General features: G+C 56.2%; 21 protein-coding genes and 1 pseudogene. 17 read left to right on the forward strand and 5 right to left on the reverse strand.

From position 1 onward, the window contains the following. Positions 1 to 169 precede the first annotated feature (169 nt). The 7 genes and pseudogenes from Q8N00_12790 to Q8N00_12820 all read left to right on the forward strand — a co-directional run bounded on the left by Q8N00_12790 (position 170) and on the right by Q8N00_12820 (position 6,386). Positions 170 to 454 carry a hypothetical protein gene (locus tag Q8N00_12790; GenBank protein MDP2383669.1) on the forward strand — a complete coding sequence of 95 codons (285 nt, stop codon included), beginning with the start codon at positions 170 to 172 and terminating at the stop codon, positions 452 to 454. 239 nt (positions 455 to 693) lie between these two features. Next, positions 694 to 1,173, forward strand: coding sequence for a hypothetical protein (locus tag Q8N00_12795; GenBank protein MDP2383670.1), 480 nt, complete (start codon positions 694 to 696; stop codon positions 1,171 to 1,173). A gap of 24 nt (positions 1,174 to 1,197) precedes the next feature. After that, positions 1,198 to 2,298: a tetratricopeptide repeat protein gene (locus Q8N00_12800; protein ID MDP2383671.1), complete on the forward strand. Its 1,101-nt coding sequence runs from the start codon at positions 1,198 to 1,200 to the stop codon at positions 2,296 to 2,298. A gap of 198 nt (positions 2,299 to 2,496) precedes the next feature. Next, positions 2,497 to 2,601: pseudogene (locus Q8N00_12805) on the forward strand (transposase). A gap of 144 nt (positions 2,602 to 2,745) precedes the next feature. Then, positions 2,746 to 3,081, forward strand: a complete 336-nt coding sequence (locus Q8N00_12810; protein ID MDP2383672.1) for a hypothetical protein — start codon at positions 2,746 to 2,748, stop codon at positions 3,079 to 3,081. 236 nt (positions 3,082 to 3,317) lie between these two features. After that, on the forward strand, positions 3,318 to 3,545 hold the full coding sequence (locus Q8N00_12815) for a hypothetical protein (protein ID MDP2383673.1): 228 nt from the start codon (positions 3,318 to 3,320) through the stop codon (positions 3,543 to 3,545). A gap of 684 nt (positions 3,546 to 4,229) precedes the next feature. Beyond that, entirely contained in the window at positions 4,230 to 6,386 is a 2,157-nt protein-coding gene (locus Q8N00_12820; protein MDP2383674.1) for a hypothetical protein, read from the forward strand. 98 nt (positions 6,387 to 6,484) lie between these two features. Here Q8N00_12820 and Q8N00_12825 read toward each other — a convergent pair whose 3' ends face one another. The 4 genes from Q8N00_12825 to Q8N00_12840 form a co-directional block, all read right to left on the reverse strand. Next, complete coding sequence (locus Q8N00_12825) at positions 6,485 to 6,871, reverse strand: hypothetical protein (GenBank protein ID MDP2383675.1); 387 nt, start codon at positions 6,869 to 6,871, stop codon at positions 6,485 to 6,487. Between the two features lie 216 nt (positions 6,872 to 7,087). Next, positions 7,088 to 8,578: a hypothetical protein gene (locus Q8N00_12830; GenBank protein MDP2383676.1), complete on the reverse strand. Its 1,491-nt coding sequence runs from the start codon at positions 8,576 to 8,578 to the stop codon at positions 7,088 to 7,090. A gap of 347 nt (positions 8,579 to 8,925) precedes the next feature. Further along, positions 8,926 to 9,303 (reverse strand): hypothetical protein, encoded by a 378-nt coding sequence (locus Q8N00_12835; protein ID MDP2383677.1) that lies wholly within the window; start codon positions 9,301 to 9,303, stop codon positions 8,926 to 8,928. A 223-nt stretch (positions 9,304 to 9,526) separates the two neighbouring features. Further along, positions 9,527 to 9,832, reverse strand: a complete 306-nt coding sequence (locus Q8N00_12840) for a hypothetical protein (GenBank protein MDP2383678.1) — start codon at positions 9,830 to 9,832, stop codon at positions 9,527 to 9,529. Positions 9,833 to 9,890: 58 nt separating this feature from the next. Between Q8N00_12840 and Q8N00_12845 the strand changes: the two genes are divergently transcribed. Together Q8N00_12845 and Q8N00_12850 are read left to right on the forward strand one after the other, a co-directional pair. Then, the gene (locus Q8N00_12845; GenBank protein ID MDP2383679.1) at positions 9,891 to 10,076 is read left to right on the forward strand and encodes a hypothetical protein; all 186 of its coding nucleotides are present in this window, start codon (positions 9,891 to 9,893) and stop codon (positions 10,074 to 10,076) included. A gap of 127 nt (positions 10,077 to 10,203) precedes the next feature. Continuing rightward, positions 10,204 to 10,650 (forward strand): hypothetical protein, encoded by a 447-nt coding sequence (locus Q8N00_12850; GenBank protein ID MDP2383680.1) that lies wholly within the window; start codon positions 10,204 to 10,206, stop codon positions 10,648 to 10,650. 9 nt (positions 10,651 to 10,659) lie between these two features. Here Q8N00_12850 and Q8N00_12855 read toward each other — a convergent pair whose 3' ends face one another. Further along, entirely contained in the window at positions 10,660 to 11,304 is a 645-nt protein-coding gene (locus Q8N00_12855; GenBank protein ID MDP2383681.1) for a S16 family serine protease, read from the reverse strand. A gap of 237 nt (positions 11,305 to 11,541) precedes the next feature. Here Q8N00_12855 and Q8N00_12860 point away from each other — a divergent pair, with 237 nt between their 5' ends. The 8 genes from Q8N00_12860 (at position 11,542) to aspS (ending at position 23,661) form a co-directional block, all read left to right on the forward strand. Beyond that, on the forward strand, positions 11,542 to 12,564 hold the full coding sequence (locus tag Q8N00_12860; protein MDP2383682.1) for a pentapeptide repeat-containing protein: 1,023 nt from the start codon (positions 11,542 to 11,544) through the stop codon (positions 12,562 to 12,564). Between the two features lie 78 nt (positions 12,565 to 12,642). Further along, positions 12,643 to 13,443 (forward strand): segregation/condensation protein A, encoded by an 801-nt coding sequence (locus Q8N00_12865; GenBank protein ID MDP2383683.1) that lies wholly within the window; start codon positions 12,643 to 12,645, stop codon positions 13,441 to 13,443. Further along, positions 13,440 to 14,297 carry an SMC-Scp complex subunit ScpB gene (scpB, locus tag Q8N00_12870; protein ID MDP2383684.1) on the forward strand — a complete coding sequence of 286 codons (858 nt, stop codon included), beginning with the start codon at positions 13,440 to 13,442 and terminating at the stop codon, positions 14,295 to 14,297. Before Q8N00_12865 ends, scpB begins: the two co-directional genes overlap by 4 nt. Positions 14,298 to 14,641: 344 nt before the next feature. Continuing rightward, the gene (locus Q8N00_12875) at positions 14,642 to 17,623 is read left to right on the forward strand and encodes an SMP-30/gluconolactonase/LRE family protein (protein MDP2383685.1); all 2,982 of its coding nucleotides are present in this window, start codon (positions 14,642 to 14,644) and stop codon (positions 17,621 to 17,623) included. Positions 17,624 to 17,824: 201 nt separating this feature from the next. Beyond that, entirely contained in the window at positions 17,825 to 19,291 is a 1,467-nt protein-coding gene (gene guaB / locus Q8N00_12880; protein MDP2383686.1) for an IMP dehydrogenase, read from the forward strand. 138 nt (positions 19,292 to 19,429) lie between these two features. Beyond that, a complete protein-coding gene (guaA, locus tag Q8N00_12885; GenBank protein MDP2383687.1) occupies positions 19,430 to 20,989 on the forward strand; it encodes a glutamine-hydrolyzing GMP synthase in 1,560 nt (519 codons plus the stop codon). A gap of 90 nt (positions 20,990 to 21,079) precedes the next feature. After that, positions 21,080 to 21,901: a pseudouridine synthase gene (locus tag Q8N00_12890; protein ID MDP2383688.1), complete on the forward strand. Its 822-nt coding sequence runs from the start codon at positions 21,080 to 21,082 to the stop codon at positions 21,899 to 21,901. Continuing rightward, on the forward strand, positions 21,898 to 23,661 hold the full coding sequence (gene aspS, locus Q8N00_12895; protein MDP2383689.1) for an aspartate--tRNA ligase: 1,764 nt from the start codon (positions 21,898 to 21,900) through the stop codon (positions 23,659 to 23,661). The genes Q8N00_12890 and aspS overlap by 4 nt, the downstream gene beginning before the upstream one ends. Positions 23,662 to 23,673 lie beyond the last annotated feature (12 nt).

The raw sequence follows: 23,673 nt of genomic DNA on the forward strand, positions 1-23,673 counted from the left end.
GTACCGTCACCCCCGGGGACTCCAACATCGCCACTGCTTCACGTTTGTACTCAGCTGAAAACTTCCGTCGTGCTCCCATGACACCCCTCCTGGCTCATTATGAGCCGTAATCAGGTGTCCGTAAAAGTGGGGCAGAACCCCTATGCCTTCAACCAATATAGGAGCCAATATGGCTGATACATCGAGATTTATCTTTAAAGGAACAATCGAAGGTCGCCCCGTGGAAATTGAAATTTACGACGAAGGCAGTTATCGAGTTCACACTACCCAAGGCGCAGACGACCCAGGTTCCATACAAAGCGATGATTCGTCGACCGTCATCATTCCAGCAACGGAGCAAGGTAGAAAGATCACCATTGAAGGTGGAGCGCCCGAAGAAATTCGTAAAGACCTACTTTCTGAGGGCTTTAGCAATGCGGCCGCAAATGAAATTGTTAGCAAGCTTCCGGTATAACCCCGCAGTCAACACGAACCAGGCATTCAGGGTTAGCAACTGTTTTGAGGGCAGGGCATTCAAGGCCTGTAACTGTCTTGAAAATCAAGTCGTCTGTGCCGTAGTCACAGCGAGATTAAGGACAGCTAACCACGGAGGGTGAGCAGATGCAAGGTGGAATCAGACGGAATGGCTTAAAGCGATGCTCGGCATCTCTTCTCCTGACGACGGTAGCATTACTGTCATTAAGCGGCTGCCTCATGTCCGCACCAAAAGTAAACACGTCAGAAATAGATTATCAGCTTGGCGATAAATATATGAAGGACGGAAAGAAGGAGGAGGCAAATCGATTCGACTCAAGGGCTATGAGCAGCGCGCTCCCCTATGCTCAAGAGGGTCGAGCAGATGAGCAAGTACTTGTAGGCAAGTTTTACCGTGGCGGGAAAGGTGTAACGCAAGACTATATTGAAGCAGAGAAGTGGTTTCAGAAGGCTACGGATCAGGGAGATCCGGAAGCGAAAACTTTGCTGGCGAAGGTAGCATCCATTCAGCAAGAAACCGAAGCCCGAAAAATCAGGGAGCAACAAGCGGCAGAAGCCCAGAAGTTGCGCGAACAGCAGGCACAGGCTGCGGAGGATCGTGGGGACTACGATGCGGCGCTTCTTCTATGGTGGCAAGCTTCCAACAGCGCAGCCTATGACCAGTTCCTCCGCCTTGCGGTTTTCCCCGTAGACTTCTAGACTGAGCCAACTTGTGAGGTGTCGATGTCGTTCCGATTCTCCATCGCAGTTGTGCTCTCGATTGTTTGTCTCGCCACGCCTGCGTGGGCCGACTTCGAAGCAGGCACGAACGCCTATGACCGCGGCGACTTCACGACAGCCTTGCGTGAGTGGCGACTGCTGGCCGAACAGGGGGATGCGGAGGCGCAGTTCAACCTGGGTCTGCTGTATTCCAACGGCCGGGGCGTGCCGCAGGACTATGCGCTAGCACGGCAGTGGTATGAGAAAGCCGCTGCCCAGGGAGTCGCGGAGGCGCAGTTCAACCTGGGTCGGCTGTATGCCTTTGGGCAGGGCGTGCCGCAGGACTATGCGCTAGCACGGCAGTGGTGGGAGAAAGCCGCTGCCCAGGGAGTCGCGGACGCGCAGTTCAACCTGGGTCTGCTGTATGCCAAAGGCAGGGGCGTGCCGCAGGACTATGTCCAGGCCCATAAGTGGTTCAACCTGAGTGGGGTGAGCGGAAATAAGAAAGCAGTTGATCATCGTGATGCTCTCGCAACAAAGATGCCCACTGCCCAGATTGCTGAGGCGCAAAAGCTGGCGCTGGAGTGGAGGCCAGAGGCAGAGAAAAGCAGCCGAGCTCAAGCGACGCAACAGAAAAAAGAGTTAGATCCAAAGGAATCGGGTGAGATATTAGTTGGACTTTCTGCTCACGGACAGTCGATGATTAATTTTTTTGAAGCAAACAAAAATCAATGGGAGTTTAATGTGCGGTATGGCGCCCCTCCCATAACGCAAAACCACAAGAATATGATCTATGTCAGAATCCCTAAACATCAACAACAATTCAGTGCCTGTCATGAGAAGCTATTTGGCAGTAAGATTACAAAAGAGGATATACGTCAATATATGAAGAATGATGAGGCATTGGCTCTATTCCTTGCGATAGGAGAAACGGCGAAGGTAATAAATTCCTCGCCAGTTGTTCCGCAGGATATGAGTGTGTTAAATGCAGCGCCTAAGCACGAAGTGGCATTAAACCTGCTTTATTTCAACGGTATGTTTAAAGTATTTGACGAGGGGTTTAACTTGTATGTGGATACCGATAAAAATTGGTGTGACAATTTCAAGAAGTCGCTTTCGCGCTAGCAACCTCTGGGATGCTGCCGGTTTAGGTAACACCCGCCTATGCTAATTCCACCTGCAGTTCGAACTCCATCCGACTGAGATGGCCCAACGTCGAGTGCCGCCGCGTGGGATTGTAGAAGCGCTCGATGTACTCGTGAGCTAGCCCAGGTTTGACGGACACCTCAAACGGGGGACGATACGCCCCCACGGAGGTGTGCTATGGCAGAACGACGACGGTTCACGGGCGAGTTTAAACGACAGGCAGTCCAACTCCTCAACACTGGCCAACGCCCAGCCGCCGAGATCGCCCGCGAACTCGGCATTCCCCGCAAGGATGAAAAGGGATCGGGAGTCTTTATTGTCTTGGCGGGACGACAATAGGGTTTTCTGTAACGCTGTCATACGTATAATGGTTGCTCCGCTCCTGAATCAGGACTATTTAATTACAAGGGCTCAAGAGGTTAATTCATGTTGAATCGCGCGGCATTGATTGTGCGACCAAAACAGCCTTTTCTTGATTGGGCGGCCAGTCTTGATGACTCAGGCCTGGCGCCGGATGTGGCGGACGAGCACACGGTCTATCTCATTCCAGAGTTCGAAAGCGATGAAGACGGGCGGCTGGTTCTGAAACATGTCTATGCCGAGATCTTCGAGCGGGAACTAGATGGCTGGCATACCGATCCATCAGCCTGGCCGCAGAAACGTGATTTTACAACCTTTCAGGAGTGGTTCAGCATCGACCTGCATTCGGTTATTGAAGATCTGATGGATGATGTTTTAGTGGACGATGATCTTGATGGCTAGCATGCTGCTCTCGCGGCATTCATGGCAGGTCCTGCAATTGTACCTCTCGTCTTCTGCTTGAACGATTCCGTTCTGTCCTCTTCCTCTCCTTCTCTTAGCAGGGCGACCTAGTTGATCCTCGACTGCGCGTTGCGCATGCACAAAGGGCGGTCTGGTCGACCATCTTAGAGCGGGAGACGCAGTTTGACGTCCCTTCGCCAACGCCATGAAATTTGCATCTCGTAAGGAAATGCACGATGGACCAGGAATCACTGGCGCAAATTCAACAGATCGTTGGCGCCGCTACTGAAAGCATTTGGACTGAAATCGTCGATGCCAAACGCCACACCGGCGTCCTGACGGAAGGATCTCGCCATAAACTCCGGCTCGTGTCCAAAGGGTTTCAGATGCATCTCGACCGGCGTCATGCCGATGATCGAGCGTATCTGGATGAGCAATTCAGGACAACCTGCGCGCTCAGTTAACTTTTCATGGCTAAATCCCGCATTGCCCCCATACAGCCCGGTGTCTACCTCAAAGAGATCCTCGATGGGTTGGGCCTATCTCAGTATCGCTTAGCGCTGGAACTTGGTTCCCTGCCATGCGGATCAGCCATGTGGTGCGTGGGCAACATCCCCTGACCGCTGAGTTGGCGTTACGGTTTGGCCTGCATCTCGACCAGAGCCCCCGTGATTGGCTTCATCTGTACAGCCGCCACGATATGGGTGTGGCCGAGGATCGGGTGGGCAGTCGAGTGATCAGGGGAGTTCGTCGGTCTCAAGCTATCGTGTGGAGCAGAAACTTTCCGTTTCGCCAGTGCATATTATTTCTTATGTGTCACCGTTCACGCCTCACGTTTCATATTGTACCAATGTGAATATCTCCGATAATCGATCTGTTCCGAGAAGCCGGCGTTCGAAGCCCCGCCTAACTTCCTCAAGTACATCGCTTGTTGAAACCTGGAGGCGGCCCTCGGCGAATCCGTCATTTCATAGCCTGGCGAGTCAATTGACTTCCTCTATTCTGGTCCGTACGATCGAGTAACTCCTCGAGCGGACTGCGTAACAGCCTCGCGATTCCTTCCTGATGGAAAGACACATTCAGATGACAGGTTCGCATCGTCCTTTTGAGGGTTTCCCATGAGCGAGGAGTCATCGGGTTCTTCATCGATGTCTGTTGAGCCTGGAAGTCCTGCATTCACGGGCACGGTGCGGGAACAGGTCCTGGCGTTCTTTGGCCCGTCCAGCGCCGACAATGAGACGAGGAATGCGCTCGCGGATCACTTGCAGGATTTCGTGAACGCCGAAAGCTTGGGGGATCGACTCGATGCCTGGCTTCGATTGATCCATTGGACGAGCGTGGGGACAAGCCATTCCTTGCAAGTGCTCGGCGCCCGTATGCGGTGGCGGGTGGCCTATCTCTACTGGGAACTCCTACTCGATGTCATGGAACAGGTGCCTGCCGTCAGAGCGGACATGCACAGAGCGATCAATCAGATCCTGCACGAAACCGATGCGGTGAATCTGGTAGGCGAGGCAGGGGTGCTCTGCGACCGTGGATTTCTCGTTGAGCTCGGCGACAGGATGATGCGAAAGCTTCTCCCGAGTGTCCGGAACGATCGAGATTTGACGCATCTCTTGCAGCGCCAATACGGCAGCCTGGTTGAGGTCAAGTGGTTCTCAGAAATTCCTCCTCGCTTTTTCGCGAGACTCCTGAAGGCCTTCATTCCGCCAACGAATCCGGATCTGCCCAACCCGTTCCTCCGGGCGTTTGCCGATGGGTTTCGTCTCCTGGCCATCCGTGTAGAGGCTCAAGGCCTGTCGGAGAAGCTCCGGGTCAGGAGCCGGAGGCCTTCCTCGATTCAGGAATCTCCATTCTTTCGACTCGCTCAAATCAGCGAAGAGTTGGTCGGGTTGTGGCAAACCGGGAAGGTTGTCGATACGGCGGGGGCGCGCTGGCGGGAAGAAGCGGCGGAATGCCAGAATGAAATCCGATGGATTCGTCGGCAACTGGAAGTTGCCGGGGTCAGCGTGGGCATCGTGTATGGCCTTGAGGTTCTCACTCACTGCCTCCATCGAATGACCACGATGGTTGAGATCATGACCGCACGCGAAGACCTCACCTATGCTGCGGCCGTCCATGCGTTTCTGACGACGCTCATCGAGGCGAGCCTTCATGAAGGCAGTCTCTCCTATCTCTGCGAGGTCAATACCCGGCTCTTGCATCGGAAGATCGTCGATCGCTCCGGAGTCACAGGGGAGCATTACATTGCAAATGATCGAGCAGAGTATCGACACATTTGGGTTGCCGCGGCCGGCGGCGGCGTGCTCACGGCGTTCACCGCCGCCATCAAGATGTTCATCCTCGTGCTTGGGCTTGCGCCATTCCTGGCGGGGTTCGGATATGGTCTCAATTATGCCGTGAGTTTTGTCCTCATGCAGACGTTCGGGCTCATGCTCGCGACGAAACAGCCGGCGATGACGGCCGCCACTCTGGCGACCATCATGCGCGATCATCCAGGCTCGGCGCGGTTGGACGACATTGTCACGGTGATCGCGAAGATCACCCATTCCCAGCTCGCGGCAGCCGTGAGTAACGTCCTGGTCGTGTCGGTCGCTGCCTATGTGCTCGATGCCTGTTGGCGCCTGGTAACAGGTGGGCCGATCCTCGATCTCCAGGTTGCGTCCCACGTCTACGAGACCCTCAGTCCGCTCGATAGCGGAACGGTGATTTTTGCCGCGTTGACGGGTGTTATTCTGTGGCTGTCGAGTTTGGCCGGTGGATGGATCGAAAACTGGGCCGTTTATCACCAGGTACCTCAGGCGCTGGCCGAACATGCGTGGGGGACTCGAATTTTCGGCGCGGATCGAATGAAAACCTGGTCGGCCGGCGTGTCCCGCAACGTGGCGGGATGGGGCACCAACATCTCACTCGGGATGATGTTGGGGATGACCCCTGCGGTCGGGGCGTTCATTGGTCTGCCGCTGGATGTTCGCCATGTCACGTTGTCGAGCGGCACTCTTGCGCTCGCCAGCGCCTCCCTGCAAGCTGAGTGGTATGGAGAGGGTCGCATTCTCAGGGCTCTTGCAGGTGTCGCGGTCATGTTCGTCTTCAACTTAGGGGTCAGCTTTTTCCTGTCGCTGGTGACGGCGCTTCGAGCCCATGACTTCCATCGAGCCGACATGATCGAGCTTGCCCGACGCCTGTTGAAACGGATGATCTTCTCGCCGGGAGAGTTTCTTTTGCCTCCACGGGATCAGGCGAAAACAGTGGGGTCAGGAGTAGCGCCGGTAGCCAGCGAAGGGACCGCCGGCACTGAGCGGTGAGGAGGGGGAGCGCAACATCCTCGAACGATTGGCCTGCCAGGACGTAGAGATCGGTATTCCTGAGAATCTGATGCCCGGATGCATGACGGTTCGGGCTCCTAGAAGGGGATTCGGATTCCCATTTGAAATTCATTCGGAACCAGGGTTTGCCCCGGTAGACCACCGAGATTCAGGTTTGGCTGAGGTTGCGAATTCGGCGTGAATGCACGATCGAGCTGGGAGTTGTAGCCGGCGCCAAAGCCTGCGCCGATATACGGAAGAATCGTCATATCCCCGGCAGAGTAACGTCCACTGAGTGACGGCACATCGCTGAACAGCAAGTCGGCAGAAGGTGTGACGGGCGTTATGCCAGGATGTCCCTCTAGCGAGAAGGTGCCGGCGCTGTTGCCCACCAGAGTGGAAGAGGCCAGCGTTTTGTCAGCATGCGTCACGCCCAGCGCAGTGGAAAGAAAAAGAATCACCAGCATGTTGAAACGACGGTTCATCGTTCGTACCTCCCGAATGGCCATGACTCTTGATGTCTTCCAGGATCAGGGAGTACCTAGAAGAGAAAGCATAAAACCTGCCACTCATTCAGATAGTCACGATTTTGCAGAATTCAAGAGCTAGGTGAGACTTAACTGGGAATTCCCTTGTGCCCGATGTGAGACGAACGGAACTAAAATATTAGGAGGCCTGTTGCAGAAGGCAACTCGGTGCCGCTACCGCTGCGAATACCACCGATAGCCTTGGTTCTCCGAAAAGCTAGGTTTCGGGGCTCCGCCTGGCTTTTCCAATAACAAGACTTTGAAGTCGAGGAGGCCGAACCAGGCGGGATCCACCACGTCGTGGTAATGGCAGCCATGGAGTTTGGGGAGCATGTCGCCCAGGGCCTGTTGTAGCTCCTTCTCCGTGTAAGCCCGCACGGGGAAGGGCTTGCTCATGGCCTGGCAGAACCGCTGAATGGTATAGGCCGCGCCAGTGCAGAGGACTTTGGTGTCCGGCTTCATGGCGAGGAACTGCGGCAGCGAGAGATAACGTTCCTGGAATCCCAGCCAGCGCACGGCTTGTCGTAGATGGCTATATTGGACTTCGTACTCCGTATGGCCCGGCAGCTTGACCGGCGCCGGCCAGCCTTCTTCAATTCCAAATTCCGTAAGAAAGGCCCTACCGCCCGGTTTCAGCACGCGCCAGAGTTCTGCGACGAAGCGAAAGGGGCCGAGATTGAAGATGACATCTTCCGGCAAGTCCGTACCCAGCGGCAACCTTGTACGTCTGATCCAATCTAACGCTTCCTGATGCTGCGGCGTGTCGCCTTTCCCGTCGAGGAGTTCTTTCCTGGTCAACTTCACCGGCGTCATGTCGGCCATGTTCTCGTTGTCGATGACGAGGTCGACGGAATTATCTTTGAAGGGCAGCATTTCGCCGTTGGCACGGGTCCCAATGCCTCCCCAGCCTCCGGCCTCGGCGCGGCTGACTTGCAGCTTGAGGAATGGCTGGGTGATATCGAGGGAGATGTAGCGGATGGTCTGTTTCTCAAACGGCAGCAGTTCTTTGCCCAACTCACGGGCGAGGTAACCGAGTCCGCCGCCCACTTCCACGATGACGCGAGGCTTAGGGTTGAACCAGCCCAGCTTCCGCAATTGCTTCATGAGGAGCCGGCCATAGGTCAAGCCGTTGAGTGTCTCGTTCGGCTCCCGGAAGAGATGCGACACGGTGGTTTCGATGAGGTCGAAGTGGCCATCGTCTTCGCCGCTGTCGGTCAGTTCATGGTGATGGAAATCTTCGAGGTGCTCTTCCCCCTCAAACCCTTCCTGTCCTGACCAGCCTTCCCTGATTTCTTGGAGGAGCAGGTCCCATTTGGCCTTGTGGCGGTGGCCACCAGGAGGTTCAGTGCCAAAGTAGCAGAGCGAGTAGGTGGGCAGGGACCAATGTTCTAAATGCCATTGCCCCGGCTGTCCGTCCGGTCCGCAAATCTTTGTCCCGTACTTTTCTGCCAGTGCGCTAACGGACGTGTGACCGTTCATCGCCTGGAGCATCTCCAGGCCGGTGCGATTCAGGCGCACGATCGGGAGGTTGTCATCGAGGGGGGCGAACCACCATTCGTCTTCACGGTGCTGATAGGCGATGAGATCGGGGATATGCCAGGCCAGGAGATTGAGCGTCTCTCCGGTGAGGCTGAGCGGTTGATGGGTGGCGACAGCTGGCTTCATGTTTAGTAGGATGCTGAAAAAGACCGCCAGCGGCGTTCTCGCTTCACGGAAAGGCTGAACGTACCACAAGGGTACGCCTCGGTTCTTTGCTCGCTGCGGCCTTGCTGAGCGGCCTTGTTGAGCATCCTGAAGCGATTGGAGTTTCTATGCATGCGAAACATGTGAGCGGTACGTTTTTCTTTCACAGAGTTTTCCGCAGCCTGTTGGATAACCTGTGTGAGCGCCGCAGCCTACACGAAGGGCCAGGATTCTCGCAAGACCCAATGGGAGGTGACGCGTCGTTCGTGATGCGTGAAGCGTTTCCGGGATTGAACGAGATACGAATGACGAGTGACGAACGACGGGTTCTAGAGTTGGGAGGGGAGCTTGGGGCCGTCGGTGACGGTGATGATCCCGCGCATGATGGGATGAATGCGGCAGATGTAGGGGTAACGGCCGGGAGCGAGTCCTGGAAGTGTAAAGGTGCCGTTCGGAAGCATGAGACCGGAGTCGAAGGCGCAGTGATCACCCTCCTCCAAACAGCCGGTATGGGTGACGGTATGTTCCGTTGCGGTGGGATTTTCCCACTGAATTGGAGACCCAGTCGAGACGATGGCGGACTTCGGTACAAAGTAGGGGGAACCACTCTCGATAATGATGGCCGTGTAAGGAGGCGTCGCGGCCGTCGGCCAGGCCGGGAGCAGTCCCAGGATGAGAACCAGGGCTATGAGGAGGCGAGGGGTCATGGGGTCTCCCGTATAGTTTTCTTTCTATACCATAGAGCCGTTTGGATAGAGAAGGATTCGGCGCTGTCCTGCTGCCTATTTTACCATGCCGACGATGAGCCTGCATGGGGGCGAGCCGGCAGGGGGAAGACTGGTTGCAGGAACGGGCTTGTGGCCTCCTTTCAGGGGCGATGGGGGCGGTGAGTTGCAAGACTCCATAAGTTCATGCTAGATGGAGGCCACGTCAGACATCCACTGGATGAGAGAGGAGAATTTCGATGGTGAAGAAGAAACAGTCGGCGAAGAAAGCCCCTGCGAAGGCAACGGCCAAAGCCAAAACCAAGCCCAAAGCAAAACCCGCAGCCAAGAAGGCCGTGAAAAAATCTGCTGCAAAGAAAGTCACGATGAAAACTGCCAAGAAGGCTGCTCCGAAACGTTCTGCGGCGGCATCCAAGCCAGCGCTGAAAAAACCAGCGGTCAAAACGGTCTCAGCCTCGTCGTCCAAGTCCTCGCCTCCAGTCCCCGTTAAGAAGCCCGTGCCATCATTCATGGATGAGGATGAGATCCAGGTTCAGAGGCCCGTATCCTCTCGACCGACGGCGTCTCCGATGCCAAAAGATTCCGATCTTGAGGATGAATTGCTCGATGACGATGTCGATATGGCCGATGACGCCGACGAGACCGATGAAGACGTGGAAGAAGAGCTCACGCTGGACGGGGAAGATGAAGACTCGGATTTCCTCGAAAAACCAGAGAGCCTGCTCGAGGACTCAGACGATTACCACACGCATTGACACCCGCATGGGATGCCAGGTCTCGCCGAGTCGTCCGGCGAGATGAGGCAGGGACTCTATCCCGGTTTCATGGCATTCGTTCTGCCCGTGTTTGATCTTCCTGCTGAATGCCCGCGATGAATTGCCTATGAGTCATTTTTTGTTCGTAGCCGGGGCGTTGCGAGAGCGCACCTCGGAGGAAAGTGCCGAGCTGCAACTCGGGCATGGCCTCTGGGGCCTCTGCACCGGGTTGATTCGGACGAACCTTCAAACCTACCTCGATATCGAGTCTCGTGGGCTGGTGTATGTGCTGAAGGTCGGGCTTTGCGCCGAGTTTCAGATCCTCTCTCCCGTATTAGATTTCTCCGCGCTGGACGCGTTCCTCAGCGATGAGTTGAGAACAGAGGCCAGATTTGGCTTTGTGCGGATCGGCGGCGTACGCCGGTTAGCCTGCCCATCCGCTGTGAGCCAACCCCTCTTGCTGAACGTGTTGCAGATTGCCGATCAGGCCGAACTCTCGCGACGTTTAACCTTGGGCATGCATCGGTTGACGCAAGCGGAGTATGACGCAATCATGCAAGTCGCCACAGCTTAGCATCCTGCCCTAGATTCGCTGGCCTGTCATGAGCTGATACGCCTCATCGATTGTGTCGACCTCTTTCACCGTCACATTGAGCTGAAGTCCTAATTCATTCAGGTTCCATTGCGCGTCATACATCTGTCCGCGCGGAACAAGCACGGTACGAAACCCCTCTCGTGCCGCAGCCCGAATCTTATCCGGGATACTGCCCACTAGGCCGATCTGTCCTCCTGGCTCAATGGTTCCGGTCAAGGCCATACCTCGCTGAATGCGGTCGCCCTTGAATAGAGCGATGAATCCGACTGCCATCGCTGCGCCGGCGCTTGGTCCGTCGCTGCCGGTGGGCCGATAGGCGACCCCTTGCACCGAGACGGTTCCACTATGTTGGACCGAGGGGGTCCGTTCGACGGCATAGTTAAACGCCTGAGCCATGGCGCCTAAATGGACATCGCCCAGCCGCACGCCGGCAAGGAGCCATTGCAGTCGAATGGGATTCGGGTCTGGCTTTTTATCCCACCACATCATGAGGACTTCAAATACGCCGAGATTATTTTGATGAATCGCCGCCAAGACCGGGAGCTCAATGATCGTATCCGCATGGACGGAGACCGGGGTTCCAGAGAGAAGGGTGAGGACTAACGTACAAATGACGGCAAGATGACGTGGCATCGTGAGGCTCCTTCGTGGAAGGTAACGTCGAGCGGCGAGCGATGAACGATGATGCGAGGCACGATGGTTCCTTCAGCGTTCCGCAGTTCTCGTTCAGCGCTGTTCGTCCTCGAAAGTGTAGCAATTTCTGTTGGACCGTACAGTCATTCAGCGGTTCTTGTCTTGCGTTGGGCCGTGGCATTCCGTATAAGGGCCTGCATGATGAATCGGATAGGTGCAGGGATCATATTGGCAGGAATGGCTCTTTTCTGGCTGCCGATCGGTGCGGTGGGGTCAAGCTGTTCGGTGGAGCAGTCTGCTTCAGGGCCAGGCGCGGCGTTTACGCTTCACCTGGGGGCGGACTGCAGGGAATCGGAGCGAGAGGCGCGAGCGGTGGATGCGACGCAGTTGCTCCAGGCGCTCAAGGAGGGGAAGGGCATCGATCTCTCAGGGGTGGTGGTACGCGGCGACCTGTCGCTGGATACATTGCCCGTCGGTCCATTGCCGTCCGAGCTTGAGGGCATGAAGGAACTGCAGGGGCGAGAGGTTCGCGTGATTGCCGGTTCCGTGACGATCCTCAATTCGGTGGTGCGCGGAGCGATCAGGCATCAATCGAGGCAAGGGCTGCTGGTGGTGAAGGGGCCTGTGACGCTCAGCGGGACCAAGTTCGAGCAGATCGTGGATCTCTCACAGTCTCTGTTCGCGCAGCCTGTGACGCTGTCCGGTGCGGTGTTCTTGCACGAGAGCTATTTTGTGCAGGGCCGATTTCTGCGCGACGTCTTTGCGGAGAAAACGGCCTTTGGTCCCCATACGAGATTCCATCGATCTGTCTTTCGCGGGCCGGTGACATTCCAGCAATCGGGATTCAATGGGCTGGTGGAGTTCTTGGAAGTGGTCTTCGAGAAGGATGTCAATCTGTCACGGACCTATTTCAAGTTGGGCACCGGGTTTTCCGGAAGCCGGTTCAAGGGGCTGGCGGATTTCTCCGAAGCGACATTCGACCGGGAGGCATTTTTTACGTTTACCCAGTTTGACGGGGACGCCTATTTCCGCCGGGCGACGTTCCGATCGACTGCGGACTTTTCCGATGCAACGTTCAAAGGGCGAGAGGACTTTTCCAAAGTCTTTTTCGAGCAGGGGCCGCTGTTTACCCGAGCGACCAGATCGGCATCCGGGCAGGCCCCCCTGGGGCTCGAAAATCAGACCGTGCAGTATGCCATCATTCTCTCCCTCCTCATTTTCAGTGCCATGCTGATCGCCTATTTGATTCGTTCGCGGTGAAGCGCGGTTTATCACTGCGACCACTACTAATAGATGGAGGCTTGCTCCTCTCCCCCCAAAGCTGGTATAAGTCCGCTTGTGGATAACCACTCAGACGACACAGAACAAACCGAACTGCCCTATCAGGTTCACATCGAGAACTTTGAGGGGCCTCTCGATCTCCTGCTCCATCTGATTAAGAAGAGCGAGATCAATATCTATGACATTCCCATCCACCTGATTGCCCAGCAATACCTCACCTATATTGAGGCGATGGAAGACCTCAATCTGACGGTTGCAGGGGAGTTTCTCGTCATGGCGGCGACCCTGATTCAGATTAAATCCAAGATGCTGCTTCCGGTCGATGAGACGGTGGTTGACGAGGAAGATGGGCCAGATCCCCGTGAGGAATTGGTGCGGCGCTTGCTCGAGTATAAACAGTTCAAAGAGGCCGCCAATCAGTTGGATGAGCACGAGCGGTTGTGGCGGGAAATCTATAGCCGTGAACAGAGCCCGACGGTCGAATTGAAGTCGGATGAGTCGCTGATGGTCGATGTCAGCTTGTTCGATCTCGTGGATGCGTTGCAGGAGATTTTGAATCGCAATCCCGGCAAGACCTTCATGGATATCCTGCCAGATAATTTGACGGTTCGAGATCGGATGAATTCGATTTTAGAAATGTTGGAAGGGCAGGAATCGGTAAATTTCATCGACCTCTTTGAACCGTCCTGTCATCGGCTGGTGATCATCGTCACATTTTTGGCCCTGCTGGAGCTGATGAAGCTTCGAACGGCCCGGATATTCCAGGCGGAGCATTTTGGACCGATCCTCGTGTCTCGCGCCTTTTCACTCGTGCCAGATCCGGCAGAATTAGATGATGCTGAATGGAGGGGAGCATGAGCTCAACCGTGGAGCAGGAAACAGACGACGTGATTCCGACAGAGAACGAGCTGGTTTTAGAGGTTGTCGAGGTGCGAGAGCCGGAAGCTGAGCCGCAGGAGGCCGGCGTCGAGTCGATGAGCAGCCAGCCAGAGGCTATCGACGCGCGAGAACTCAAAGCCATTCTAGAGGCGGTCTTGTTCGTGTCGCCCGAACCGGTGCCGGTGGCACGGCTGATGTCGATCCTAGGGTCAGTTTCGAAAGCCGAAGTGGTTCATGCGTTGGATACGCTCACGTATGACTTGGATCAGGAAGGGCGCGGCATTCAGCTGGTGCAGGTTGCGGGTGGGTATCGGCTGGTGACGAAGCAGGAGTATGGGCCCTGGTTGAAGCGGATGGATAAAGCCAAAACGGCGCAAAAGCTCTCCCGCTCCGCGCTCGAATCCCTGGCCATTATCGCATATAAGCAGCCGCTCGTACGGTCCGAGATCGAAGAGATTCGTGGCGTGGAAACGTCCGGCGTGTTGCGCACCCTGTGCGAGCGCAAGCTGGTGCGGATCGTCGGACGAAAAGAGGTGCCAGGCCGGCCCATCATGTACGGCACCACCAAGTTCTTCCTTGAGCATTTCGGGTTACAAGACTTGACCCAGCTTCCGCCGTTGCGTGAGTTCAAAGAATTGGGCGAGTCCGAGCAGGCACTCCTGCCGATTGAGCACGAGTCTCTGTTATCAGTCGAGACGTCAGAGCCGTCCTATTCCGAAGACCTTCCTGTCACGAGTGATCTTATGGAAGGTGAGGCGGTATTGGCCTTTGATGTGGAGACCGACGAGACGGTACTTGAAGCGTCGGTCGAAGAGCCGGTCGAGCAGGCGTAACAGGCTGCTCGAAAATTCCGCCAGCGTCTTGTTCGCGTGCGAAGCGCGAGATAACCGAGAAACGCGTGATCAGAGGTTCGAAGTTCTAGAATCCTCGGACTTAGAATCGTGACTCCCGTCCCTCTTGTTTTCCCATTCCCTTCCCTTCAATCCCCACATCTTTTCAAAAACGGGAGCCTGAGTGTTCCTTTGCGAGGTCGCGTGTTGCGCGAGCGGCAAAAGGCGCTCAGAGCCCCGTTGACTCCCCGCAAGCCGCTTTGTTAGACTTCCCGTTCTCAATCTAAGTTGTTGAAAGAGGCGAAGTTCTTCGATTTCACCCGGTCCTGTCACACGAGGCACCACCAATGATTAAAGCATGGCTATTCGACGAGATGTTTCGGTTTGATCGAACGCATCTGACCATCGAAGAAATTCAGGGGGAATGGGGTGCCGGTGATTCGATCGCCGAAGAAGAAGAACTCCCTCCGGCTCCGGCGAACGTGGCCGCAAAATCGGGGAATGGCCGAGTGACCATTACCTGGGATTCCGTTCCCGATGCCATGTACTACAATCTCTATTTCAAGACGACCAAGGGCGTGATGATCAAGTTCTCAGACCTCACGCGTCCGATTGCCGGCGACGATGACTTCAAAGCCGTCATTGGGGTGACGAAAGAGAATGGTACCTGTGTGGAAGGCATTCAGAGTCCGTTTGTCCATGACGATCTGGCCAACGGGACTTGTTATTACTATGTGGTGACCGTCGTCACGCAAAAGGGGGAGAGCCTCGAGTCGAAAGAGGTCATGGCGATTCCCTCGCCCTATCTGTTGGCCATGAGTATCGGGCGGGAAGGCGTGGATGACGGGGAGTTCAGCTCGCCCACGGGAATTACGCTCGACAAAGACGGCAATATCTACGTGGCCGATACCGATAACCATTCGATTCAGAAACTCGATAAAACCGGAAAGTTTCTCGCGCGTTGGGGCGGCGATCCCTCTTCACAGGAAGGGAGCTTCTACTATCCACGTGGGTTGGCTGTCGGGCCGAACGACGTCTTGTATATCGCAGACAGCGGCAATAACCGCATCCAGAAATTCGACCTCGACGGCAATGTGATGCAGGCCTGGGGCAAGTTCGGGTTTGCCTGGCGCGGGGCGGATCTGGGCCGGTTCGACGTGCCCTGGGGATTGGCAACGGACGCCGAGGGGAACCTCTATGTCTCCGACACGAGCAACGCGCGGATTCAGAAGTTTACGTCTGATGGACAGGCCCTGCTCAAGTGGGGTCGTGACGGCAGCTTCGATGGCGCCTTCTTTTTCCCACGCGGCGTAGCCGTCGACTTTGTCGGCAACATTTTCGTGGCGGATGAAAGCAACAATCGTATTCAGAAGTTCGATGCTCGTGGGAGCTTTCTGGCCAAATGGGGCCGTGAGGGCGCAGGGCCGGGGCAGTTCAAGTCCCCCTGGGGCATTGCCTGCGATGCGCTCGGCAATGTCTATGTGGTCGACACCGGGAACCACCGCATTCAGAAGTTTGATGGCAACGGGACGTTTCTCTGTGCCTGGGGTAATCGCGGACGGGCAGAGTCGCAGCTGAATTATCCGTACGGGATCGCGGTCGATAAAGAGGGCGCGGTCTACGTGGTCGACAGCGGCAATGGCCGCATCCTCAAGTATGTGCCGACGGAGGAAGAGATTAATCGCGGGAAGGACGCCGCAGCCATCAGTCAGGTCCCGAGCGAGACGCCGCCGCCCTACAGTGTGGCAGTCAAAGCCGGCGATACGGAAGCCTTCCTGAGTTGGATGGAGGTCCCTGGCGCCCAATCCTACAACCTGTACTTTAATACCATTCCGGAGCTCACGACGCAGACGGCGACAAAAGTTGAAGGTGTGACGAACCCCTATGCGCACACCGGGCTCTCGAACGATACCCCCTATTATTATGCCGTGACCGCCGTGTTCGAGACCGGTGCTGAAAGTGCGTTGTCGAGCGAAGTTGCGGTCACGCCGGTCCTCATCGATATCACGGCGCCGCAAAATCCCTATGCCGTGATCAACCATGGCGCGTTCATGACGAATACGCCGGAAGTCATCGTCACGATTTCAGCGAACGATGTCGATACCGGAGTGGCGGCCTACTTTATCTCCGAGGCGCCGATGACCCCCATGGCGGGGACACCGGGATGGGTCGATGTGACGCCGGCCACCAAATTCGGCGCAACGATTCAGTTTATTTTGTCGCTGGGAGACGGACAGAAAGCGATCTACGTCTGGTTTAAGGATTTGGGCGGAAACGTCTCAACCCCTGCCAGCACGACGATTTTGGTCAATACGTCAGGGTACCTGTGCGTGGCCGAATGGGGCCGGACGGGCCGTGGTGCGTCGTTGTTGCATGGCGGCGAATTTATGGCTCCGGTCTATGGCATGTGCGCCGATCAGCAAGGGTCGTTGTTCGTGGTCGATAACGGCAACAACCGCATTCAGAAATTCGACAATGCCGGAAACTTCATCATTCTCTGGGGTAACTTCGGTTCGGCCAATTCGAACTTCCACAATCCGACCGGCATTGCCTGCGATGGCAAGGGCGACGTGTGGGTCGTCGATACGAACAATCATCGTGTTCAGAAGTTCGACGGGAAGCTCGGCGGCTATCTCATGAAGTTCGGGTCGCGTGGAAACGGCGAAGGGCAGTTCAACTCCCCCTGGGGTATCGCAGTCGATCGGGTACGCGGGTATGTCTACGTGGTCGACAGCGCCAACTTCCGTGTGCAGAAGTTCGATATGAACGGCGAGTTCATCATGTCCTGGGGCAGCTTCGGGAACGGAGATGGACAGTTTTACTTCCCGCGCGGTGTGGCGGTGGATCAGGCCGATGGATTTGTGTATGTCGTCGACATGGGAAACCACCGGATTCAGAAGTTCGATACCAGCACCAACGTGTTGCCGCAGTTGCTGACCAAATGGGGCGGGAGCTCTGAGCCGGGCCATGCCAGCAGCCCGCTGGCGCAAGAGGCCGGTCAGTTGCGGTCTCCCTGGGGTATTACGGTCGATGGCGCCGGTGATGTGTATGTGACGGACACGGGCAACCATCGCATCGAGAAGTTCGATAAAGAAGGCAATTTTATCACCCAGTGGGGCGGGTTCGGGAACGGTAAAGGGCAATTCAACTTTCCTTACGGCCTCGCGGTCGATGTCAGAGGCAGTGTGTTTGTCGTCGATAGCGGAAATACCAGAGTCGAACAGTTCATGCCGGCCGACGAGGGGAGTGAACGGCTCCAGGAAGATGCCGAAAGCGTGGCTGAAATCGAAAATGCACAAGTGACAGGGGTCGCATCGAAGAAGTCATAAGCGCCGCTACAAGGATTGCTGGCAGGTTGCGAGATGCTCAACATGGCCGTCCGGCAAGACCGCAGCGAGTAAAGAAGCGAGCCGTACCCTTAAGATACGTTGGGGTTTGAGCGATGCGACCGGCCTGCGCGAAGCCGCGTCGGCGAAGGCAGAGAACGACTCCGGCAAGCTTTTTCAGCATTCCGCCAGTGAAGGGAAGTCATGCTCGATAAAGAACCACGCTTAGGATTGACCTACGACGACGTCGTGTTGATTCCGGCCAAGTCTCAGATCCTGCCGAGTGAGGTCGACATGCGGACGATGCTCACGCGGCATATCAAGATCAACGTTCCCATTATCAGTTCGGCGATGGATACCGTGACCGAGTCCCGTCTGGCCATTGCCATGGCCCGCGAAGGTGGTATTGGGATTATTCATCGCGTATTGTCGCCGACGGATCAGGCGACGGAAGTGGACCGCGTCAAGAAATCAGAGAGCGGGATGATTCTCGATCCGATTACGATTTCGCCCGATCAAACGATTCGCGATGCCCACGGCTTGATGGCCAAATACCGGATCTCAGGTATTCCCGTGACGAAGGATAAAAAGCTGGTGGGTATTCTCACGAATCGCGATCTGCGGTTTGAAACCAGAATGGACCTGAAGGTCTCGCAAGTGATGAAGCGGGATAAGCTGATCACGGCACCCGAAGGGACGAGTTTGGAAAAAGCTCGCGAGGTGCTGCACGAGCATCGGATCGAGAAGCTCCCCGTCGTCAATAAACATTTCGAGCTCAAGGGGCTCATTACGATCAAAGACATCGAAAAGCGTATCCTCTACCCCAATTCCTGCAAGGACGGACATGGCCGACTCTGCGTGGGTGCGGCTGTCGGAGTGGGGCCGGATACGCCAGATCGTGTGGCGCGGCTCAAGAAGGCAGGGGTGGATGTGATCGTGGTCGATACCGCTCACGGGCATTCCCGGTCAGTGCTCGATACGGTCAAGATGATTAAGCGAAAGTATCCGGACCTTGAACTGATTGCCGGGAATATTGCGACTGCCGAGGCGGCCAAGGATCTTCTTCGTGCCGGTGTCGATGCTGTCAAGGTGGGCGTGGGGCCTGGTTCCATCTGCACCACCCGCATCGTGTCGGGCGCCGGGATGCCGCAGTTGACGGCAATTGCCGACTGCGCAAAAGTTCTCGCAGGCACAGGGGTTCCGATTATTGCCGATGGCGGGATCAAGTTTTCAGGCGATATCACCAAGGCCTTAGCAGCCGGTGCCTCCTCGGTGATGCTCGGTGGACTCTTGGCTGGCACGGATGAGTCGCCTGGTGAAACCGAACTCTATCAAGCCGGGACCTATAAGGTGTACCGAGGCATGGGTTCAATCGGCGCGATGGAGCGTGGCGGCGGAGATCGGTACGGCCAAGGCGGCCGTCCGGTGCAGAAGCTGGTCCCGGAAGGGATTGAAGGCCGTGTGCCGTATAAGGGGAAGCTCTCGGCTGTTATCTATCAATTGATCGGCGGCGTGAAGTCCGGCATGGGCTACTGCGGGTGTAAGACGATTTCTGACCTCCAACAGAAAGCCCAGTTTATCCGGCAGACGGTTGCTGGTCTCCGAGAAAGTCATGTGCACGATGTGATTATCACCAAGGAAGCGCCGAATTATCGGACGGATTGGGAGTGAGCGAAGGCGATCAACTCTCAGTCGTCAGCTTTCAGCAAGACACGAATCATTCCCACCTCGGTTCAGATCTTGTCTTAAGCCTGTTTCGGCTATCCTGTCCAATCGGTTGCTGAGTGCTGACCGCTGAAAGCTAACAATATGGAACTCTGGCACAATAGAATCCTGGTTCTCGACTTCGGGTCGCAATATACCCAGCTGATTGCGCGACGCATCCGCGAGGCGCATGTCTATTCCCAGATCTTGCCCTGTACCGCTTCCATGGCGACGATTCTCGCCTATCGTCCGCAAGGCATCGTGTTATCCGGTGGCCCCTCCAGCGTGTATGAGAAGAAGGCGCCGAGCGTCTCCAAGGAACTGTTCGACCTCGGGATTCCCATTCTCGGCATTTGTTATGGCATGCAGCTGGTGACGCACCTCTCCGGCGGAGAGGTGGCCAAGTCCAAGCATCGGGAATATGGTCGTGCCGATCTGACGATCGACGACAAGAGCGATCTCTTCAAGGGCATCGGCACAAACGGGTCGACCGTTGTCTGGATGTCGCATGGGGATCGTATCGAACGGATGCCGCCTGGCTTCCGGTCGATTGCCCATACGGCGAATTCTCCGATTGCTGCGATGAAACGCGACGACCAGAAGCGTCGGATCTATTGCCTGCAGTTTCATCCGGAAGTGGTGCATACGCCTGAAGGGACGACGTTGCTTCGTAATTTCGTCTATGAGATATGCGGCTGTAAGCCGACGTGGACGATGGAGTCCTATGTGGAGACGGCGGTGCAGCAGATTCGCGAGCAGGTCGGTAAGGAGCGGGTGATCTGTGCCTTGAGCGGAGGCGTCGACTCTTCTGTGGCGGCGGCATTGACGCATCGCGCGATCGGTGATCAGCTCACCTGCATTTTCGTCGACAATGGCCTGCTTCGGACGGGAGAGAAGGAGCAGGTCAAACAAACGTTTGCGAAACAGCTCCACCTGAACTTGCGCATGATCGATGCGTCCGATTCGTTCTTGGCCAAGCTCAAAGGGGTGATCGATCCCGAGCGTAAGAGGAAAATTATCGGGAAACAGTTCATCGAACAATTCGATGCGGAAGCGAAGAGGAAATCTGGCGGGGTGAAGTTTCTCGTTCAAGGCACGCTCTATCCCGATGTGATCGAAAGTGTGAGCTTCAAGGGGCCGTCGGCCACCATCAAGACGCACCACAATGTCGGCGGGTTACCGGCGCGGATGAAGTTGAAGCTGATCGAGCCGTTACGCGAACTGTTCAAGGATGAAGTCCGGGTATTGGGGAAGGAATTGGGCCTTCCCGATGAAATCGTGTGGCGGCAGCCTTTCCCGGGACCCGGTCTGGCGATCCGGGTGCTCGGCGCTGTGACGAAGGAGCGACTGACGATCCTTCGAGCGGCCGAGTCCATTCTCGATCAGGAAATTCGCGCTGCCGGTTTGTATCGGGAGATTTGGCAATCGCTCGCCGTACTTCTGCCGATTAGGACGGTGGGCGTCATGGGCGATCAACGGACCTACGAGCATGTCATTGCGCTTCGTGCCGTGACCAGCTTGGATGGCATGACGGCCGATTGGGCCAAGATTCCGAATGACGTATTGGGTAAGATCTCGAACCGGATCATCAACGAAGTGAAGGGTGTGAACCGGGTGGTTTACGACATCAGTTCGAAACCGCCGGCCACAATTGAATGGGAGTAACGCAGGAATGAGTGACGAGTGATCAGTGACGAGTCGGATACCAGTCCGATGATGCACCCATCACCCATCACATCTCACTGATCACGCACTATGGAAGTTAGATTACAGAAAATCATTGCCGGATCAGGACTCGCTTCAAGACGGAAGGCCGAGGAATGGATTGCCGCCGGGCGCGTGACCGTCAACGGTAAAGTGGTGACGGAACTCGGCACCAAGGTCGATCCGGAGCGCGCCCATATTAAAGTGGACGGCAAGCACCTGAGCTCCGCTCAGCCGTACGTGTATCTATTGCTGAATAAGCCCAAGAATGTGATGTCGACATTGAACGATCCGGGAGGTCGTCCGACGGTGAAGGATTATCTCAGGGGAATTTCGGTGCGGGTGTTTCCCGTCGGCCGCTTGGACTTCGATAGCGAAGGGTTGATGCTGTTGACCAATCACGGCGATTTGGCGCAGACGCTGCTCCATCCCCGTTACCATGTGCCGAAGACCTATCTCATCAAGGTGAAGCAGGTGGTGACGGATGACCATATCCGGCAGTTAGAGCAGGGTGTGCAGTTGGAAGACGGCATGACCGGTCCGGCCGTGGTGAAGAAGGTGAAAAAAGCCAAGTTGAATTCCTGGCTGGAGATTACGATCCGCGAAGGGCGCCAACATCAAGTGAAACGGATGATGGAGGCAGTCGGTCATCCGGTCTTGAAGCTCACGAGAATTAAGATGGGGCCGTTGTCGTTGGGCGATTTGGGGGCCGGAGAGTTTCGGTACCTGACCGACCGTGAAGCGAACGCCCTGCGCGAGCTCGCCGAGCATAAGCTCGCCACGGAAGAGGCTGCAGAAAAACAGGTTCCCAGACCGAAGAAGCGGATCAGTCGGGTTGGGTGGGCTCGTTCGAAGAAAGCGAAGGTCGTATGAAGGTCAGAACTCATCGGTGCGGCGAACTTACCAAAGCCGCAGTCGGGCAAACCGTCGTCTTAAACGGGTGGGTGCAGCGGCGGCGCGACCATGGCGTCGTGCTGTTCATCGACTTGCGCGATCGAACCGGGTTGACGCAGGTGGTGTTCAACGCCGAGCGAAATGCCGCTATGCACCAAGCGTCCCATGCGTTACGGAGCGAATGCGTCGTGTCGGTGACCGGTCAAGTGATGGCCCGTCCCGACGAGTCGAAGAATCCCAACCTGCCGACGGGCGAGATCGAAGTCTTCGTGGATGCCATTGAGATTCTGAACGAGTCGAAGACGCCGCCGTTCATGATCGAAGACGAGGCCGAAGTGACCGAGTCGATCCGGCTGAAGTACCGCTACCTGGATCTCCGTCGTCCGAAGATGCAGAAACTCTTAACCATCCGGCACAACATCATGCAGGCCGTCCGCGGCTTCCTGAACGCAGAAGGCTTCCTTGAGGTCGAAACGCCGATTTTGACCAAGAGTACGCCGGAAGGCGCGCGGGACTATCTAGTGCCAAGCCGGGTGAATCCCGGTCAGTTCTATGCGCTGCCTCAATCGCCGCAGCTCTTCAAGCAAGTGCTCATGGTCAGTGGCGTCGATCGCTATTATCAGATCGCGCGCTGCTTCCGCGACGAGGATTTACGCAACGACCGGCAGCCGGAGTTTACCCAGATCGACCTCGAGATGTCGTTCGTCGATCGGCTGGATGTCATGAGCTTGATGGAGCAGATGATCGTCACCGTGTTTCGTGACGCGGGCGGCGTGCAGTTGCCGACTCCATTTCCGCGCATGACCTATGCCGAGGCGATGGGACGTTATGGCTCGGACAAACCGGATTTGCGTTTCGACATGCCGCTGCATGATGTGACGGCTTTTGCGGCCTCCAGCGATTTCAAAGTGTTCAAGGAGGCGGCGACCAAGGGCGGGATCGTGAAGGCCTTGATCGTCAAAGGCGGCGCAGCCACTCCTCGGAGCAGGATCGATGCGCTCGGTGAGATGGCCAAGACGTTCGGCGCCAAGGGGCTGGCCTGGTTGAAGATCACCCCCGAAGGGCAGCTGGAGTCTGTCATCGCCAAGTTTTTGGATGCCAAGGCCTTCGCAGCGGCCCTTCCTGAGGCCAAGCCTGGTGATTTAGTTCTCTTCGGTGCCGACAAGGCAGCCATTGTCCATGACGTGTTAGGTCGCATCAGGCTTTCGCTCGGTGAAGAGTTGAAGCTGATCGATACCACAGCCTGGAAGCCTGTCTGGGTGACCGAGTTCCCCTTGCTGGACTATTCACCGGAAGAGAAGCGGTATATTTTCATGCATAACCCGTTCGCCGCACCGATGGACGAGGATCTGGCTTTCCTGGATTCAGAGCCGCTCAAAGTACGGGCGAAGGCGTACGACATGGTGCTTAACGGCAGCGAAATCGGTGGCGGGAGTATCCGGAACCATCGGAGCGATATCCAGCTGCGCATTCTCGATCTGCTCGGCATCAACAAGGAGCAGTCGCAGGCGAAGTTCGGGTTCTTGCTCGATGCGCTCGAATTTGGCGCGCCTCCGCACGGCGGGATTGCCTTCGGGCTCGATCGGCTGATCATGTTGTTGGGACATGCCGACTCGATCCGCGACGTGATCGCATTTCCAAAAACGCAACGGGCCCAATGTCCGCTGACCGATGCCCCCTCAGCCGTCGGCACCGATCAACTAAAGGAATTGCGCATCAAGCTCGACCTCGTCGATTAGGGAGGAGTCATC

It is taken from the genome of Nitrospirota bacterium, assembly GCA_030684575.1.
GTDB lineage: Bacteria > Nitrospirota > Nitrospiria > Nitrospirales > Nitrospiraceae > Palsa-1315.

What these genes read in the sequence shown, in the direction of transcription:
- Q8N00_12790 (MDP2383669.1), top strand. Translation starts at nt 170, where the DNA reads ATGGCTGATACATCGAGATTTATCTTTAAAGGAACAATCGAAGGTCGC.
- Q8N00_12795 (MDP2383670.1), top strand. Translation starts at nt 694, where the DNA reads ATGTCCGCACCAAAAGTAAACACGTCAGAAATAGATTATCAGCTTGGC.
- Q8N00_12800 (MDP2383671.1), top strand. Translation starts at nt 1,198, where the DNA reads ATGTCGTTCCGATTCTCCATCGCAGTTGTGCTCTCGATTGTTTGTCTC.
- Q8N00_12810 (MDP2383672.1), top strand. Translation starts at nt 2,746, where the DNA reads ATGTTGAATCGCGCGGCATTGATTGTGCGACCAAAACAGCCTTTTCTT.
- Q8N00_12815 (MDP2383673.1), top strand. Translation starts at nt 3,318, where the DNA reads ATGGACCAGGAATCACTGGCGCAAATTCAACAGATCGTTGGCGCCGCT.
- Q8N00_12820 (MDP2383674.1), top strand. Translation starts at nt 4,230, where the DNA reads ATGTCTGTTGAGCCTGGAAGTCCTGCATTCACGGGCACGGTGCGGGAA.
- Q8N00_12825 (MDP2383675.1), bottom strand. Translation starts at nt 6,871, where the DNA reads ATGAACCGTCGTTTCAACATGCTGGTGATTCTTTTTCTTTCCACTGCG.
- Q8N00_12830 (MDP2383676.1), bottom strand. Translation starts at nt 8,578, where the DNA reads ATGAAGCCAGCTGTCGCCACCCATCAACCGCTCAGCCTCACCGGAGAG.
- Q8N00_12835 (MDP2383677.1), bottom strand. Translation starts at nt 9,303, where the DNA reads ATGACCCCTCGCCTCCTCATAGCCCTGGTTCTCATCCTGGGACTGCTC.
- Q8N00_12840 (MDP2383678.1), bottom strand. Translation starts at nt 9,832, where the DNA reads ATGAATGATGGCACGGGCTTCTTAACGGGGACTGGAGGCGAGGACTTG.
- Q8N00_12845 (MDP2383679.1), top strand. Translation starts at nt 9,891, where the DNA reads ATGCCAAAAGATTCCGATCTTGAGGATGAATTGCTCGATGACGATGTC.
- Q8N00_12850 (MDP2383680.1), top strand. Translation starts at nt 10,204, where the DNA reads ATGAGTCATTTTTTGTTCGTAGCCGGGGCGTTGCGAGAGCGCACCTCG.
- Q8N00_12855 (MDP2383681.1), bottom strand. Translation starts at nt 11,304, where the DNA reads ATGCCACGTCATCTTGCCGTCATTTGTACGTTAGTCCTCACCCTTCTC.
- Q8N00_12860 (MDP2383682.1), top strand. Translation starts at nt 11,542, where the DNA reads ATGGCTCTTTTCTGGCTGCCGATCGGTGCGGTGGGGTCAAGCTGTTCG.
- scpB (MDP2383684.1), top strand. Translation starts at nt 13,440, where the DNA reads ATGAGCTCAACCGTGGAGCAGGAAACAGACGACGTGATTCCGACAGAG.
- Q8N00_12875 (MDP2383685.1), top strand. Translation starts at nt 14,642, where the DNA reads ATGATTAAAGCATGGCTATTCGACGAGATGTTTCGGTTTGATCGAACG.
- guaB (MDP2383686.1), top strand. Translation starts at nt 17,825, where the DNA reads ATGCTCGATAAAGAACCACGCTTAGGATTGACCTACGACGACGTCGTG.
- guaA (MDP2383687.1), top strand. Translation starts at nt 19,430, where the DNA reads ATGGAACTCTGGCACAATAGAATCCTGGTTCTCGACTTCGGGTCGCAA.
- Q8N00_12890 (MDP2383688.1), top strand. Translation starts at nt 21,080, where the DNA reads ATGGAAGTTAGATTACAGAAAATCATTGCCGGATCAGGACTCGCTTCA.
- aspS (MDP2383689.1), top strand. Translation starts at nt 21,898, where the DNA reads ATGAAGGTCAGAACTCATCGGTGCGGCGAACTTACCAAAGCCGCAGTC.